The sequence below is a fragment of the Streptomyces sp. NPDC033165 genome (genome assembly GCF_055577965.1).
Genome location: NZ_JBVIPK010000001.1, coordinates 83,915 through 99,930, shown reverse-complemented (window position 1 = coordinate 99,930; position 16,016 = coordinate 83,915). Strand labels below are relative to the sequence as shown.

Here is a 16,016-nt window from a genome sequence, read left to right as displayed (position 1 = left end):
GCGGCCCGAGCCACCGGATTCCGGCCCTGCCCCGGCCTCACTCCCAGTCCCAGTCGATCCCGATCAGGCCGGGCCGTACACCCTCCTCCACCAGGTGCACGGTCCGGTGCCGGCCGGTCAGCGTGAGGTCCCCGCGGGACCCGCGCGCCGCCCCCGCCGACGCCTGCGCGAACCGGCGGCACCGCACCGGGAGCGCCGCCTCGTCGAAGCCGACCTGAAGCACGTACTGGCCGCCCCCGAAGGTGAAGCCGCGTACGTACTCACCGCTGGCCCCGCCCGTACCGTCCTCGAAGCCGTAGCCGAAGACGTACGTCTCGCCGGACCGAAGCCGGGTGTCGAAGAGCAGCTCCGCCACCAGCAGCCCCGCCTCCCGGTCCCAGCGGACCCGGCCCGTCCGGCAGTTCTCCAGCGCCAGCACCGTGATCCGCGACGGGTCGCACCCCGGATCGCCCCGGTGCACCGCGAGATAGCGGTCGACGCCGTCCCGGTGCGCGCGCACCACATGGCGCGAGGTGCGGCCCGCCAGTTCCCGCCGCGCCCCGATCCGTACCCGCTCCTGGTGCCCCACGGTGTGCAGCCCGCCGTCCACGGGTGACTCCATCGCCGCGAGGAGCCGTTCCACCGAGCCCGACGCCTCCATCAGTGAGCGGTACGAACGGGCCGCCGGGCGGTCCGCGTCCGCCGGGGTGTCGTCGTTCCGCAGCAGGCGCAGCAGTGAGCCGTCCGGCAGCGCGAGCACGCCCTCCAGCGCGCTCACGGCCCGCAGGGACTCGGCGCGCCGGGGGCGGCGCACGCCCTGCTGCCAGTAACTGAGACTGGTCACCCCGAGCTTGATGCCCCGGTGCGCCAGATGGTGCTGCACCCGCTGGAGCGGCAGCCCGCGCACCGCCAGGGCAGTGCGCAGCGCCAGATGGAACGGGCCGGTCCGCAGCACCTGCGCCAATTCGGTGTCGGTCTGCCGCATGGCGGGCCTCCGGTGAACGTTCACGTGGGGGGTGGTGACATCGGCCCCCGGGGGATGCGGGGGAGCAGGTGACGGGGGCGGAGTTGTTCACACGGGTGCCGTGCCGTTCACACCGTGATGTCACCTCGCATTGAAGCGTGTTGACCTGCTCCGGACAACGCCGGATGCTCCTCATCAGCGTCCGGACGCGCTCCTCCGATCCCCACCCCCCGCCTTGGGAGGACCGCCATGCGCAACCGAAGAGTCAGGCCCGGAAGGTTCTCGTTCACCGCCCTCCTGGCCGCCGCCCTGCTCGCCGTCCCCGCGGCGACCGCCACCGCCACCGCGTCCCCGGCCCCTGCCCCGTCCACGGAAAAGGCCGACCTCGGCATCGCCGCCGCCCAGCGGCTGAACATCACCATGCAGGCCCAGCAGAAGAGCAACTGGTGCTGGGCGGCCGGAGGCAACACCATCGCCGCCTGGTTCGGCCGCGACTACTCCCAGAACCAGTTCTGCAACGCCTCCTTCAGGCGGAACCAGAACACCACGTGCCCCAACTCGCAGGCCACCCTCGGCAACGTCCAGACCGGCCTGTCCTGGACCGGGATCAGGCCCGGCTCGTACGTCACCGGCTGGCTGCGCTACTCGACCGTGCGGACCGAGATATCCGCTCAGCGCCCCATCGAGACCCGTATCCAGTGGTCCTCCGGCGGCGGCCACATGCACGTCATCTACGGCTACGACGACGCCAACAGCTGGGTCTACTGGGGCGATCCATGGCCCTCCAGCCACCGCTACAACTGGGCCTCGCACGCCTGGTACGTGAACAACAACGAGTTCTCCTGGACCCACTCGCTCTACCGGATCGGGGCGTGAGGACATGACCGCGACCACCCGGCGCCTCGCCGTCGCCACCGCACTCACCGCCACCGCCCTGTTCACCGCCGCGCCCCTGGCAACCGCCGACGAGGGCCCCGCCGCCCCGCCGAAGCTGACCGCCGCCACCCTCGAAGCCGCCCACGAAGCGGCCACCGAGGCCGCCACCCTGGACACCCTGTCCCGGTTCTTCGCCCGGGAGGGAGCGGTGAGCCGGGCGAAGGCCGCACCCCGGATCACCGAGAGGGCCGTCCCCGTACGGACGCTCTCCGCCGCGTTCGTCGCAGGCAAGCCGGGGGCTGCTCCCAGCACCCTGGACTACCTCGCCAGCACCGCCGTCTCCTCCGACGGCCAGAAGGCCTCGCTCTGGACGGTCCCGGGAGCGGGCGGCGGCGATGACTGGCAGGTGGTGAACATCGCCACCGGCGACGACGAGGCCCGCTACACCGCCCGGGGCGCCCGCGCCCTCCCCGGCGGCACCGTGTTCCGGGAACCGCAGATCGACGCCTGGTACGTCCACGACGCCTCCCGGGTCCTCCCGCTGGACGAGGACGCGACGGCCGCCGTGGGCACGAAGGGCACGACCCTGAACGCCTACCGGGCCCGGGTGCAGGAGGCGTACGGCGACAAGCTGCCCGGCTCCGGGTACGCGAAGTCCGGCAAGGCGGGCGGCTACGGCCCCGGGGCGACCGGTGCCGACGCGGCGGCCGGCACCGCCCCCGGCCCGGCCCCGGACCGGGCCCCCGAAGCCGCCGGAGGCCCCGCGCCCGCCGGAGCGGCGTCGGGCTCCCCGGACACCGCCCTGACCGCCGTCTCCACGGTCGCCGGAGCCGGGGCCCTGCTCGCCCTGGTCCTGTGCGGGGCCGCCGCCCTGCGCTGCCGGGGCCGCACCGCGGGAGCCCCGGCCGCGGACGCCTGAGCAGGAGTCCCACCGGACCGCAGGCCCGCGCTCCGGGGTGCGAACACCCCACGGCACCCCGGAGCGCGGTACCACCCGACGACGACGTTCTGTCACACCCCGCAAGTAGGGTGTGAGACATGGCAGACCCCTCCAGCTACCGCCCCAAGCCGGGACAGATCCCCGACTCCCCGGGGGTCTACAGATTCCGCGACGAGCACCGCCGGGTGATCTACGTCGGGAAGGCCAAGAACCTCCGCCAGCGCCTTGCCAACTACTTCCAGGATCTCGCCGGCCTCCACCCGCGCACGCGCACCATGGTCACGACGGCCGCCTCCGTCGAGTGGACGGTCGTCTCCACCGAGGTCGAGGCGCTCCAGCTGGAGTATTCCTGGATCAAGGAGTTCGACCCCCGGTTCAACGTCAAGTACCGCGACGACAAGAGCTATCCGTATCTCGCGGTCACGCTGAACGAGGAGTTCCCCCGCGTCCAGGTCATGCGCGGCGCCAAGAAGAAGGGCGTGCGCTACTTCGGTCCGTACGGCCACGCCTGGGCGATCCGCGAGACCGTCGACCTGATGCTGCGCGTCTTCCCCGTCCGTACCTGCTCCGCCGGGGTCTTCAAGAACGCCGCGCGCACCGGCCGCCCCTGCCTCCTCGGCTACATCGGCAAGTGCTCGGCCCCCTGCGTCGGCCGGGTCACCCCCGAGGAACACCGGGAGCTGGCCGAGGACTTCTGCGACTTCATGGCCGGACGCACCGGCACGTACATCCGCCGCCTGGAGAAGGACATGATGCAGGCGGCCGAGGAGATGGAGTACGAGCGGGCCGCCCGCCTCCGCGACGACGCCGAGGCCCTCAGGCGGGCCATGGAGAAGAGCGCCGTCGTCCTCGCCGACGCCACCGACGCCGACCTGATCGCCGTCGCAGAGGACGAGCTGGAAGCCGCCCTCCAGATCTTCCACGTGCGCGGCGGCCGGGTCCGCGGCCAGCGCGGCTGGGTCACCGACAAGGTGGAGGCGGTCGACACCGCCGGGCTCGTCGAGCACGCCCTCCAGCAGCTGTACGGGGAGGAGCGCGGCGACGCCGTCCCCAAGGAGGTCCTGGTCCCCGCCCTGCCCGAGGACACCGAAGCGGTCTCCCAGTGGCTCGCCGAGCGCCGGGGCTCCCAGGTCAGCCTGCGCATCCCGCAGCGCGGCGACAAGAAGGACCTCATGGTCACCGTCCAGCGCAACGCCCAGCAGGCGCTCGGACTGCACAAGACCAAGCGCGCCTCCGACCTCACCACCCGCTCCCGCGCCCTGGAGGAGATCGCCGAGGCGCTGGGCCTGGACAGCGCCCCCCTGCGCATCGAGTGCTACGACATCTCCCACCTCCAGGGCGACGACGTGGTCGCCTCCATGGTCGTCTTCGAGGACGGCCTCGCCCGCAAGAGCGAGTACCGCCGCTTCCAGATCAAGGGCTTCGAGGGCCAGGACGACGTCCGCTCGATGCACGAGGTGATCGGCCGCCGCTTCAAGCGCTACCTCCAGGACAAGGAGCGCACCGGGGAGTGGGAGGGGGCGCAGGACGCCCCGCTCACCCCGCAGGACGCCCCGCCCGCCCCCGCGGGCGGCCCTGGCACCGCTGCCGACGACGGAGAGCCCCGCGAGGACGACGGCCGCCCCAAGCGGTTCGCCTACCCGCCGCAGCTCGTCGTGGTCGACGGCGGGCAGCCCCAGGTCGCCGCGGCCAAGCGCGCCCTGGACGAGCTGGGCATCGACGACATCGCCGTCTGCGGCCTCGCCAAGCGCCTCGAAGAGGTCTGGCTCCCCGATGACGACGACCCTGTCGTCCTGCCCCGCTCCAGCGAGGGTCTCTACCTCCTCCAGCGCGTCCGGGACGAGGCCCACCGCTTCGCCATCACCTACCAGCGCGCCAAACGGGCCAAGCGCCTCCGCTCCAGCCCCCTCGACGACGTGGCCGGCCTCGGCGAGACCCGGAAGCAGGCCCTGATCAAGCATTTCGGCTCCGTGAAGAAGCTCCGGCAGGCGACAATCGACGAGATCTGCGAGGTCCCCGGGATAGGTCGCAGGACGGCGGAATCGGTGGCCGCGGCCCTCGCCACGACCGCTCCCGCGGCGCCTGCCGTGAACACGGCCACAGGAGAGATCATTGAAGAGGACGACGGGGGCAGCTCATGACCGAGAACACCCACGAGACCGCACAGAACACCGCAGACCGAGCAGACGGAGCAGCAGACGTGAGTACGAACACCCCGAACGAGCCGGGTGAGGCGGCCATCCCCGAGCTGGTGATCATCTCCGGGATGTCGGGCGCCGGCCGCAGCACCGCCGCCAAGTGCCTGGAGGACCTCGGCTGGTTCGTCGTCGACAACCTGCCGCCCGCGCTGATCCCCACCATGGTCGAGCTCGGCGCCCGCTCGCAGGGCAACGTGGCCCGGATCGCCGTCGTCGTCGACGTGCGCGGCCGGCGCTTCTTCGACAACCTCCGCGAGTCCCTCGCCGACCTGGAGGCCAAGCACGTCACCCGGCGGATCGTTTTCCTGGAGTCCTCGGACGACGCCCTGGTCCGCCGCTTCGAGTCCGTCCGCCGCCCGCACCCCCTCCAGGGCGACGGCCGCATCGTCGACGGCATCGCGGCCGAGCGCGACCTGCTGCGCGAGCTGCGCGGCGACGCCGACCTGGTCATCGACACCTCCAGCCTCAACGTGCACGAGCTGCGGGCCAAGATGGACGCCCAGTTCGCGGGCGAGTCGGAGCCGGAGCTGCGAGCCACGGTGATGTCCTTCGGCTACAAGTACGGACTGCCCGTCGACGCCGATCTGGTCGTCGACTGCCGCTTCCTGCCCAACCCGCACTGGGTCCCCGAACTGCGCCCCTTCACCGGAGTGAACGAGGAGGTGTCCGACTACGTCTTCGACCAGCCGGGCGCCAAGGAGTTCCTCAACCAGTACACGGAGCTGCTCCAGCTGATCGCCGCCGGTTACCGCCGCGAGGGCAAGCGGTACGTGACCATCGCCGTGGGCTGCACGGGCGGCAAGCACCGCTCCGTCGCCATGTCGGAGAAGCTCTCGGCCCGCCTCGCCACCGAAGGCATCGAGACCGTCCTCGTGCACCGGGACATGGGGCGAGAGTGACCGGACGCAATCTGCGGATGCGGCGACTGAGCCGTGCCACCTCGGCGCTCTCGGGCCGCAAACGCGGTGCCCAGCCCAAGGTCGTCGCCCTCGGCGGCGGCATGGGCCTCTCGGCGTCCCTGGCGGCGCTGCGCCGGATCACCGGCGATCTCACGGCCGTGGTCACCGTCGCCGACGACGGCGGCTCCAGCGGCCGGCTGCGCGAGGAGCTGGGCGTGCTGCCGCCCGGCGACCTCCGCAAGGCGCTCGCCGCGCTGTGCGGCGACGACGACTGGGGCCGCACCTGGTCCCGGGTCATCCAGCACCGCTTCGAGTCCAAGGGCGACCTCCACGAGCACGCGGTCGGCAATCTGCTGATCGTCGCCCTCTGGGAGCAGCTCGGCGACCACGTCCAGGCGCTCGACCTGGTCGGCAAGCTGCTCGGCGCGCACGGCCGGGTGCTGCCGATGTCGGCCGTCCCGCTGGAGCTCCAGGCGCTGGTCAAGGGCCACGACCCCGAGCTGCCCGACGCGATCGTCACTGTGCGCGGCCAGGCCACGGTGGCGCTCACCCCGGGCGAGGTGCAGTCCGTGCATCTCGTCCCGCCCGACCCGCCGGCCGTCCCGGAGGCCGTGGAAGCGGTCCTGGACGCCGACTGGGTGGTGCTCGGTCCCGGCTCCTGGTTCTCCTCGGTGATCCCGCACCTGCTCGTGCCGGAACTGCTCGACGCCCTGGTCACCACGAAGGCCCGTAAGGTCCTCTCGCTGAACCTCGCGCCCCAGCCCGGGGAAACAGAAGGCTTCTCACCGCAGCGTCATTTGGAGGTTTTGGGACGACACGCCCCTAAACTCGCCTTGGACGTGGTGCTGGCCGACGAGGCCGCCGTGCCCGACCGCGAGTCCCTCTCCCATGCCGCGCAGCGGCTCGGAGCCGCGGTCGAGCTGGCGCCGGTGGCCTCGCCCGACGGCGTTCCGGTTCATGATCAGGAGCTGTTGGCCGCCGCGTACGACCGTATTTTTCGGATGCATGGAAGGATCGGCCCATGGCGATGACGCCAGCGGTGAAGGACGAAATCTCTCGGCTTCCCGTCACCCGGACCTGCTGCAGAAAAGCAGAGGTCTCGGCGATTCTTCGGTTCGCGGGCGGGCTGCACCTGGTGAGCGGCCGGATTGTGATCGAGGCGGAGCTGGACACCGCGATGGCGGCGCGCCGGCTCAAGCGCGACATCCTGGAGATCTTCGGGCACAGCTCGGAGCTGATCGTGATGGCCCCCGGCGGGCTGCGGCGCGGCTCGCGCTATGTCGTACGCGTGGTGGCGGGCGGTGACCAGCTGGCCCGCCAGACCGGCCTGGTGGACGGCCGCGGCCGCCCCATCCGCGGGCTGCCCCCGCAGGTGGTCTCGGGGGCCACCTGCGACGCCGAGGCGGCCTGGCGCGGGGCCTTCCTGGCGCACGGCTCGCTCACCGAGCCCGGCCGCTCCTCCTCCCTGGAGGTCACCTGCCCCGGCCCGGAGGCGGCCCTCGCCCTGGTCGGCGCGGCCCGCAGGCTCTCCATCGCCGCCAAGGCCCGTGAGGTGCGCGGTGTGGACCGGGTCGTCGTCCGCGACGGCGACGCCATCGGCGCCCTGCTGACCCGGCTCGGCGCACACGAGTCGGTGCTGGCCTGGGAGGAGCGCCGGATGCGGCGCGAGGTCCGCGCCACGGCCAACCGCCTCGCCAACTTCGACGACGCCAACCTGCGCCGTTCGGCCCGCGCGGCGGTCGCCGCCGGGGCCCGGGTGGGCCGCGCGCTGGAGATCCTCGGCGAGGAGGTCCCCGAGCACCTCGCGGCGGCCGGCCGGCTGCGCATGGAGCACAAGCAGGCCTCCCTGGAGGAGCTGGGCGCCCTCGCCGACCCGCCGCTGACCAAGGACGCGGTCGCGGGCCGTATCCGCCGCCTGCTGGCCATGGCCGACAAGCGGGCCCAGGACCTGGGCATTCCGGGCACGGAGTCGACCCTCAGCGAGGAGCTCGCCGACGGCCTCGTCGGCTGACCCGGCCGACTCGGCGGCGAGCGGGGGACGTTGGTCCCGAGCGGCCGGGACCGACGTCCCGGCGGCGCCGGGACCCAAGTCCCGACCGGCGAAACCGAGGCCCGTACCCCTACTGGCGAGTACGGGCCTCCGGCCGTGTCCGGTGGCGTGTACGGGCCCTCTCGATGTCACTCCCGGGCCCTTGGAGAGGTAGGGTCGGAAGCGGTCGGGGACATCCCTATACAACTCGCCGGCGTCGAAAACCGGCGTACCTAACGAGGAGATCGGTTCGTGACGATCCGCGTAGGCATCAACGGCTTCGGCCGCATCGGTCGCAACTACTTCCGCGCGCTGCTTGAGCAGGGTGCGGACATCGAGATCGTGGCTGTCAACGACCTGGGTGACACTGCGACCACGGCTCACCTGCTGAAGTACGACACCATCCTGGGCCGCCTCAAGGCAGAGGTCAGCCACACCGCCGACACCATCACCGTCGATGGTCACACGATCAAGGTGCTCTCCGAGCGCAACCCGGCGGACATCCCCTGGGGTGAGCTGGGCGTCGACATCGTCATCGAGTCGACCGGCATCTTCACCAAGAAGGCCGACGCCGAGAAGCACATCGCGGGCGGCGCCAAGAAGGTCCTCATCTCGGCTCCGGCCAAGGACGAGGACATCACCATCGTGATGGGCGTCAACCAGGACCAGTACGACGCGGCCAACCACAACGTCATCTCCAACGCCTCCTGCACCACCAACTGTGTGGCGCCGATGGCCAAGGTTCTCGACGAGAACTTCGGCATCGTCAAGGGCCTGATGACGACGGTCCACGCGTACACCAACGACCAGCGGATCCTGGACTTCCCGCACTCGGACCTGCGCCGCGCCCGCGCCGCCGCCGAGAACATCATCCCGACCACCACCGGCGCCGCCAAGGCCACCGCCCTGGTCCTCCCGCAGCTCAAGGGCAAGCTCGACGGCATCGCCATGCGCGTCCCGGTCCCGACCGGCTCCGCCACCGACCTCGTCGTGACGCTGGCGCGCGAGGTCACCAAGGACGAGGTCAACGCCGCGTTCAAGAAGGCCTCCGACGACGGCGCCCTCAAGGGCTTCCTGACGTACACCGAGGACCCGATCGTCTCCTCGGACATCGTCGGCGACCCGTCGTCCTGCACCTTCGACTCCTCCCTGACCATGGTCCAGGAGGGGAACTCGGTGAAGATCCTCGGCTGGTACGACAACGAGTGGGGCTACTCCAACCGCCTCGTCGACCTCACGGTCTTCGTCGGCGAGCAGCTCTGATCCTCGGATCGCGGGCAACACGTTGTGAGTAAGGGGCTCGACCGGCGCAGCGCGGCGCCGGTCGAGCCCCTGGCCGTGTCCACGAACACGCCGACACGGCCTAGCATGCTCATCCGTCCTTGCAAGGAGTAACGGAAGACCAGATGAAGACGATCGACGAACTTCTCGCCGAAGGGGTCGCGGGCAAGCGGGTATTCGTCCGCGCCGACCTCAATGTGCCGCTGGACGGCACCACGATCACCGACGACGGCCGTATCCGTGCCGTGGTCCCGACGGTCGCCAGGCTGGCCGAGGCCGGCGCGCGCGTCGTCGTCGCCTCCCACCTCGGCCGCCCCAAGGGCGCCCCGGACCCGGCCTACTCGCTGGCGCCCGCCGCCGCGCGGCTGGGTGAACTCCTCGGCGCCGAGGTCGCGTTCGCGACCGACACGGTCGGCGAGTCCGCCCGCGCCACGGTCGCCGGCCTAGCCGACGGCCGGGTCGCCGTCATCGAGAACCTCCGGTTCAACGCCGGTGAGACGGCCAAGGACGACGCCGAGCGCGGCGCGTTCGCCGACCGGCTGGCCGAGCTCGCCGACGTCTACGTGGGCGACGGCTTCGGGGCCGTGCACCGCAAGCACGCCTCGGTCTTCGACCTCCCGGCCCGGCTGCCGCACTACGCGGGCTTCCTCATCGCCACCGAGGTCGGCGTTCTGAAGAAGCTCACCACCGACGTCCAGCGCCCGTACGCGGTCGTCCTCGGCGGCGCCAAGGTCTCCGACAAGCTCGGGGTCATCGACCATCTGCTGGAGAAGGCCGACCGCATCCTGGTCGGCGGCGGCATGGCGTACACCTTCCTCAAGGCCCAGGGCCACGAGGTCGGCATCTCGCTGCTCCAGGAGGACCAGGTCCCGACCGTCCAGGAGTACCTGAAGCGGGCGGCGGAGCGCGGTGTGGAGTTCGTGCTTCCCGTCGACGTCCTGGTGGCGGGCGAGTTCCCGGACCTGAAGACGAAGGCCCCGGCCAACCCCACCACGGTCGCCGCCGACGCCATTCCGGCCGACCAGGAGGGTCTGGACATCGGTCCCGAGACCCGCAAGCTCTACGCCTCGAAGCTCGCCGACGCGGCCACCGTCTTCTGGAACGGCCCGATGGGCGTCTTCGAGCACCCCGACTACGCCGAGGGCACCCGCGCGGTCGCCCAGGCACTCGTCGACTCCCCGGCCTTCAGCGTCGTCGGCGGTGGCGACTCCGCCGCGGCCGTCCGCATCCTGGGCTTCGACGAGAATGCTTTCGGACATATTTCGACCGGTGGTGGCGCGAGCCTCGAATACCTTGAGGGCAAGACGCTTCCCGGGCTCGCCGCACTGGAGGACTGACTTTTCATGACCACCCGCACCCCGCTGATGGCGGGCAACTGGAAGATGAACCTCAACCACCTTGAGGCCATCGCCCACGTCCAGAAGCTCTCCTTCGCGCTGGCCGACAAGGACTACGAGGACGTCGAGGTCGCCGTCCTTCCGCCCTTCACCGACCTGCGCTCCGTGCAGACCCTGGTCGACGGCGACAAGCTGAAGATCAAGTACGGCGCCCAGGACATCTCCGCGCACGACTCCGGCGCGTACACCGGTGAGATCTCCGGCCCCATGCTCGCCAAGCTGCGCTGCACCTACGTGGCCGTCGGCCACAGCGAGCGCCGCCAGTACCACGGCGAGAGCGACGAGATCTGCAATGCCAAGGTGAAGGCCGCCTACAAGCACGGCCTGACCCCGATCCTCTGCGTCGGCGAGGGCCTGGACGTCCGCAAGGCCGGTGAGCAGGTCCCGTACACGCTCGCGCAGCTCGACGGCGCCCTCAAGGACATCCCGGTCGAGCAGGCCGAGACCATCGTCATCGCCTACGAGCCGGTCTGGGCCATCGGGACCGGCGAGGTCGCCACCCCCGAGGACGCCCAGGAAGTCTGCGGTGCGATCCGCGGCCGGCTGGCCGAGCTGTACTCGCAGGAGCTGGCCGACGCCGTCCGTATCCAGTACGGCGGCTCGGTGAAGTCGGGCAACGTGGCGGCCATCATGGCGCAGCCCGACGTGGACGGCGCCCTGATCGGCGGCGCCGCGCTGGACGCCGACGAGTTCGTCAAGATCGTCCGCTTCCGCGACCAGTGAGTATGCCGTAGCGTCGATCCGTCGTAGTCTTGCGGGGGCCGAAGGGGTTATCGCCCTTCGGCCCCCGGTGTACGTACACGCAGTAGTCAAGAATTCCGGAAAGTAGGGACCAGCCGTGGTTTTGGCGTTCCAGATCGCTCTGATCGTCTTCAGCCTGCTGCTGATGCTGCTGGTGCTCATGCACAAGGGCAAGGGCGGCGGCCTCTCCGACATGTTCGGTGGCGGAATGCAGTCCTCCGTCGGTGGCTCATCGGTCGCCGAGCGTAACCTCGACCGGATCACCGTCGTGGTCGGTCTGATCTGGTTCGCGTGCATCGTCGTCCTCGGGCTGCTCATCAAGCTGGACTGAACCAGCCGTTCCGAGATTCCGGTAACGGTGTAACTCCTTCCACTGGACGCGCGTTGGGCCTTACGTAGACTGGGGCATCCTCCGAGCACCATCACGCAGGGAGTTACGACCGTGGCAAGTGGCAACGCGATCCGGGGAAGCCGGGTCGGAGCGGGGCCGATGGGCGAGGCCGAGCGCGGCGAGTCCGCGCCGCGCCTGCGCATCTCCTTCTGGTGCTCGAACGGGCACGAGACGCAGCCGAGCTTCGCCCATGACGCGCAGGTGCCGGACACCTGGGACTGCCCGCGCTGCGGCTTCCCGGCCGGCCAGGACAAGGACAGCCCGCCCGACCCGCCCCGCACCGAGCCGTACAAGACGCACCTCGCGTACGTACGGGAGCGGCGCAGCGACGCCGACGGTGAAGCGATCCTCGCCGAGGCGCTGGCCAAACTCCGCGGCGAGATCTAGAGCTTCACCGCCCCGGTCCGCCCCGTTTCCCCGCACCACCCGAGCCTTCCCCGGCCGGACACCCGCCTCACGGGTGTCCGGCCGGTCGCGTTCCCGCCCCCCACCGCTCGCCTCCGCGCCACCCGTCCCCCCGATCAATTAGGTTGGAGGGGCAGCGGGGATGCTGAGGTACGAGAAGAAGTGGGCTGATATCCCGGATGAACGCAGCAAGCCGAGCCAAGCTCAACCAGACGCCCGAGTGGGCGGCTCTCGCCAAGCACCGTGAGGAGTTCGGAGCGACGCGGCTGCGCGAGCTGTTCGCGCGACAGCCGGACCGCGCCGCCGACTGCACCCTCCGGGTCGGCGAACTCTCCGTCGACTACTCCAAGAACCTGGTCACCGACGAGACGCTGCGCCTGCTGCGCGAGCTCGCCGCCGCGACCGGCGTCGCCGAGCTGCGGGACGCCATGTTCCGCGGCGAGAAGATCAACACCACCGAGGACCGGGCCGTCCTGCACACCGCGCTCCGCGCCCCGCGCGACGCGGTGATCGAGGTCGACGGCGAGAACGTCGTACCCGGTGTCCACGCCGTCCTGGACAAGATGGCCGCCTTCTCCGAGAAGGTCCGGACAGGACAGTGGACCGGCCATACCGGCCGCCCCGTCAAGAACATCGTCAACATCGGCATCGGCGGCTCCGACCTCGGCCCCGCCATGGCGTACGAGGTGCTGCGCTCCTACACGGACCGCGCTCTCACCCTCCGCTTCGTCTCCAACGTGGACGGCGCCGACCTGCACGAGGCGGTCCGCGATCTCGACCCGGCCGAGACGCTGTTCATCGTCGCGTCGAAGACGTTCACCACGATCGAGACCATCACCAACGCCACCTCCGCCCGGGACTGGCTGCTGACCGAGCTGAGGGCCGGTCAGGACGCCGTCGCCAAGCACTTCGTGGCCCTGTCGACCAATGCCGAGAAGGTCGAGGAATTCGGCATCGACACGGGCAACATGTTCGAGTTCTGGGACTGGGTCGGCGGCCGCTATTCGTACGACTCCGCGATCGGCCTCTCGCTGATGATCGCGGTGGGCCCGGAGCGGTTCCGCGAGATGCTCGACGGCTTCCACCTCGTCGACGAGCACTTCCGCACCGCCCCCGCCGAGGAGAACGTCCCGCTCCTGCTCGGTCTCCTCGGCGTCTGGTACGGGGAGTTCTTCGACGCCCAGTCGCACGCGGTGCTGCCCTACAGCCACTACCTGTCCAAGTTCACCGCGTATCTCCAGCAGCTCGACATGGAGTCCAACGGCAAGTCCGTCGACCGCGACGGCAACCCGGTGGACTGGCAGACCGGCCCGGTCGTCTGGGGCACCCCCGGCACCAACGGGCAGCACGCGTATTACCAGTTGATCCACCAGGGTACGAAGATGATCCCGGCGGACTTCATCGGCTTCGCCGCCCCGGTCCACGATCTGCTGCCCGGCCTCATCGCCCAGCACGACCTGCTGATGGCCAACTTCTTCGCCCAGACCCAGGCCCTCGCCTTCGGCAAGACGCCCGACGAGGTCCGTGCGGAGGGCGTGCCCGAGGCGCTGGTGCCGCACAAGACGTTCCGGGGCAACCACCCCACGACGACGATCCTGGCCGACCGGCTCACCCCCTCGGTCCTCGGTCAGCTCATCGCGCTCTACGAGCACAAGGTCTTCGTCCAGGGCGCCATCTGGAACATCGACTCCTTCGACCAGTGGGGCGTCGAACTGGGCAAGGTCCTCGCCAAGAAGATCGAGCCGCTCCTGACCGGGGACAGCGGCGCGGACACCGGGCAGCTCGACAGCTCCACCGCCGCCCTGGTCGCCGCCTACCGCACGCTGCGGGGGCGCTGAGCCCATGGCACCGGGGGAGGGGACGACGGTACGGCTGCGGCCGCCGCGCAACACGCTGAACGAGCGGGCCGTCGGCTGGTGGCGGGTCCAGTGGCTGCTGTTCACCGTCGGGCACGTCGTGCCGCTCGTGGTGCTGGGCGCGCTGATCGGCCCCGCCCGCTTCTGGCTGCTGCTGTCCGCCGCGGTCCTGGCCGCGGCGGGGGCGGCGGCCACCGTCCTCCTCCCCCTGTGGTGGTTCCGCACGCACCGCTGGGAGATCACCGAGGACGCGGTGTACGTCCGCACCGGGTTCTTCTGGCAGGAGTGGCGGATCGCCCCGATGTCCCGGATCCAGACCGTCGACACCGTACGGGGCCCGCTGGAGCAGCTCTACCGGCTCGCCACCGTCACGGTCACCACCGCCTCCGCCAAGGGCGCGGTACGCATCCAGGGGCTGGACCACGAGGTGGCCGCCGAACTGGCCCGGCAGCTCACCCGCATCACCCGCGACACCCCGGGCGACGCCACATGAGCGCCGCCGCCCCGGAAGGCGACTGGCGCCGTCTCGACCCCCGTACGGTTCTGGTCGCCGCCGTCGTCGTGGCGGGCGTCGTCGCGGGCGCCGCCATCCCCGCCACCCTCGGGCTCTCCCGCTGGCTCGGCCTCCCCCTCGCCGTCCTCTGGGCGCTGGCCGGGGCCCTCCTGGTCATCGCGGCCGCGGCGGGCGCCGACCGGGTCCGCTGGCACCGCACCCGCTACCGCATCGGCGATCAGCACGTCGAGCTCCACACCGGCCTGCTCCTCGTCAAGCGCCGTTCCCTGGCCCGGACACGCATCCGCACGGTCGACCTCACCGCCAACCTGCTGCTGCGCCTCCTCGGCCTGGTCACCGTCCGCATCGGCACGGGGGAACAGGGCCACGACTCGACGCTCACCCTGGACCCGGTCACCCGAGCCGAGGGCGAGCGGCTGCGCCGTCTGCTGCTGGAACGCGCCGCGGCCCCGCAGTCCGGCGGCCACCGCGAGGGCGAGCTGGCGGTGCTGGACCCCCGGTGGATCCGCTACGCCCCGGTCTCCTTCGTCGCCCCCATGCTCGGCGGTGCGGCGGCCGGAGCCGTGATGCAGATCAGCGACTGGGTCGGGGCCCAGGGAGCGGTCATCGCCTGGGTCGGCGACCGCTTCCGGGACACCCCGCTGACCTGGGTGATCCTCAGCCTGGTCGTGGCGGCCCTGGTCGCGGGCGCCGCCGGGGCGCTCGGCCTCTGGATCGAGATGTGGTGGAACTACCGCCTGGAGCGCGAGCCGGGCGGCACGCTGCGGGTGCGGCGCGGGCTGTTCACCTCCCGGTCGATCTCCGTGGAGGAGGCCCGGCTGCGCGGCGTCGACCTGGTCGAGCCGCTCGGTGTCCGGCTGCTCGGCGCGGCCCGGCTGGAGGCCATCACCACCGGGCTCGCCAAGGACCACGAGGGCCAGAGCGCAGACCACAACACCCTGCTTCCGGCGGTGCCCCGGCCCAGGGCCGACACCGTCGCCGCCGATGTGCTGCGCGAGGCGGTCACCCCGACCGGCGCCACGCTGATCCGCCACCCGTACGCCGCCCGGGGCCGCCGACTGCGCTGGTCGCTCGCCACGGCCCTGGCCCCCCTCCTGCTCCTCGTCCTCCTCGGGGCCCTGCTCACCCCTGTGCTGCTCTGGATCGCCCTGGGCTGCGCGGTGGTCTTCGTTCCGCTGGCGGTGGCCCTGGCCCTGGACGCATACCGGGGGCTCGGGCACGCACTCTCCGGGCGCTATCTGGTGACCCGCTCCGGCACGGTCCGCCGCTCCACCGCTGCCCTGGAACGGGCCGGGGTGATCGGCTGGACGGTCAAGCAGTCGGTCTTCCAGCGCCGCGCCGGGCTGCTCAGCATCACGGCCACCACCGCCGCCGGCGGGGGCGCGTACACCGCCTACGACACCGACGCGAGCGAGGGCCTCACCTTCGCCGCCGAGGCCGTACCGGGACTGCTGGAACCCTTCCTGGAGCGCCCGGACCACCGTCGGGGCGACCGGCCCGTGACCGACTGCACAACCTGACCCCTGGGCAGCGGGGCCGCCGTCGG

15 protein-coding genes are annotated in these 16,016 nt (G+C 71.3%); 14 read left to right on the top strand and 1 reads right to left on the bottom strand.

From position 1 onward, the window contains the following. Positions 1 to 37: 37 nt before the first annotated feature. Entirely contained in the window at positions 38 to 964 is a 927-nt protein-coding gene (locus ACZ5WC_RS00495) for a hypothetical protein (RefSeq protein WP_468538584.1), read from the bottom strand. Positions 965 to 1,192: 228 nt separating this feature from the next. On the opposite strand from ACZ5WC_RS00495, the gene ACZ5WC_RS00490 reads away from it, so the two are divergent. From ACZ5WC_RS00490 to ACZ5WC_RS00425, 14 genes are all read left to right on the top strand, one after another. Beyond that, entirely contained in the window at positions 1,193 to 1,819 is a 627-nt protein-coding gene (locus ACZ5WC_RS00490) for a papain-like cysteine protease family protein (protein WP_468538582.1), read from the top strand. Positions 1,820 to 1,823: 4 nt separating this feature from the next. After that, positions 1,824 to 2,738 carry a hypothetical protein gene (locus tag ACZ5WC_RS00485; protein WP_468538581.1) on the top strand — a complete coding sequence of 305 codons (915 nt, stop codon included), beginning with the start codon at positions 1,824 to 1,826 and terminating at the stop codon, positions 2,736 to 2,738. Between the two features lie 119 nt (positions 2,739 to 2,857). Next, the gene (uvrC, locus tag ACZ5WC_RS00480) at positions 2,858 to 4,900 is read left to right on the top strand and encodes an excinuclease ABC subunit UvrC (RefSeq protein ID WP_468538579.1); all 2,043 of its coding nucleotides are present in this window, start codon (positions 2,858 to 2,860) and stop codon (positions 4,898 to 4,900) included. Continuing rightward, positions 4,897 to 5,856 carry an RNase adapter RapZ gene (gene rapZ, locus ACZ5WC_RS00475; RefSeq protein WP_468538577.1) on the top strand — a complete coding sequence of 320 codons (960 nt, stop codon included), beginning with the start codon at positions 4,897 to 4,899 and terminating at the stop codon, positions 5,854 to 5,856. Before uvrC ends, rapZ begins: the two co-directional genes overlap by 4 nt. Continuing rightward, complete coding sequence (locus ACZ5WC_RS00470) at positions 5,853 to 6,887, top strand: gluconeogenesis factor YvcK family protein (protein ID WP_468538575.1); 1,035 nt, start codon at positions 5,853 to 5,855, stop codon at positions 6,885 to 6,887. Before rapZ ends, ACZ5WC_RS00470 begins: the two co-directional genes overlap by 4 nt. Continuing rightward, entirely contained in the window at positions 6,878 to 7,867 is a 990-nt protein-coding gene (gene whiA, locus ACZ5WC_RS00465; protein ID WP_030919772.1) for a DNA-binding protein WhiA, read from the top strand. Before ACZ5WC_RS00470 ends, whiA begins: the two co-directional genes overlap by 10 nt. A gap of 270 nt (positions 7,868 to 8,137) precedes the next feature. Then, complete coding sequence (gene gap / locus ACZ5WC_RS00460; RefSeq protein WP_007448512.1) at positions 8,138 to 9,148, top strand: type I glyceraldehyde-3-phosphate dehydrogenase; 1,011 nt, start codon at positions 8,138 to 8,140, stop codon at positions 9,146 to 9,148. 143 nt (positions 9,149 to 9,291) lie between these two features. Next, positions 9,292 to 10,503, top strand: coding sequence for a phosphoglycerate kinase (locus ACZ5WC_RS00455; RefSeq protein WP_468538573.1), 1,212 nt, complete (start codon positions 9,292 to 9,294; stop codon positions 10,501 to 10,503). A gap of 6 nt (positions 10,504 to 10,509) precedes the next feature. After that, positions 10,510 to 11,286, top strand: coding sequence for a triose-phosphate isomerase (gene tpiA, locus ACZ5WC_RS00450; protein ID WP_468538572.1), 777 nt, complete (start codon positions 10,510 to 10,512; stop codon positions 11,284 to 11,286). 115 nt (positions 11,287 to 11,401) lie between these two features. Then, positions 11,402 to 11,635, top strand: a complete 234-nt coding sequence (gene secG / locus ACZ5WC_RS00445; protein WP_096629166.1) for a preprotein translocase subunit SecG — start codon at positions 11,402 to 11,404, stop codon at positions 11,633 to 11,635. 111 nt (positions 11,636 to 11,746) lie between these two features. Then, a complete protein-coding gene (locus ACZ5WC_RS00440; protein ID WP_096629167.1) occupies positions 11,747 to 12,082 on the top strand; it encodes an RNA polymerase-binding protein RbpA in 336 nt (111 codons plus the stop codon). Positions 12,083 to 12,279: 197 nt separating this feature from the next. After that, a complete protein-coding gene (gene pgi, locus ACZ5WC_RS00435) occupies positions 12,280 to 13,938 on the top strand; it encodes a glucose-6-phosphate isomerase (RefSeq protein ID WP_468538570.1) in 1,659 nt (552 codons plus the stop codon). 4 nt (positions 13,939 to 13,942) lie between these two features. After that, the gene (locus tag ACZ5WC_RS00430; protein WP_468538568.1) at positions 13,943 to 14,449 is read left to right on the top strand and encodes a PH domain-containing protein; all 507 of its coding nucleotides are present in this window, start codon (positions 13,943 to 13,945) and stop codon (positions 14,447 to 14,449) included. After that, positions 14,446 to 15,990: a PH domain-containing protein gene (locus tag ACZ5WC_RS00425; RefSeq protein WP_468538567.1), complete on the top strand. Its 1,545-nt coding sequence runs from the start codon at positions 14,446 to 14,448 to the stop codon at positions 15,988 to 15,990. Before ACZ5WC_RS00430 ends, ACZ5WC_RS00425 begins: the two co-directional genes overlap by 4 nt. Positions 15,991 to 16,016 lie beyond the last annotated feature (26 nt).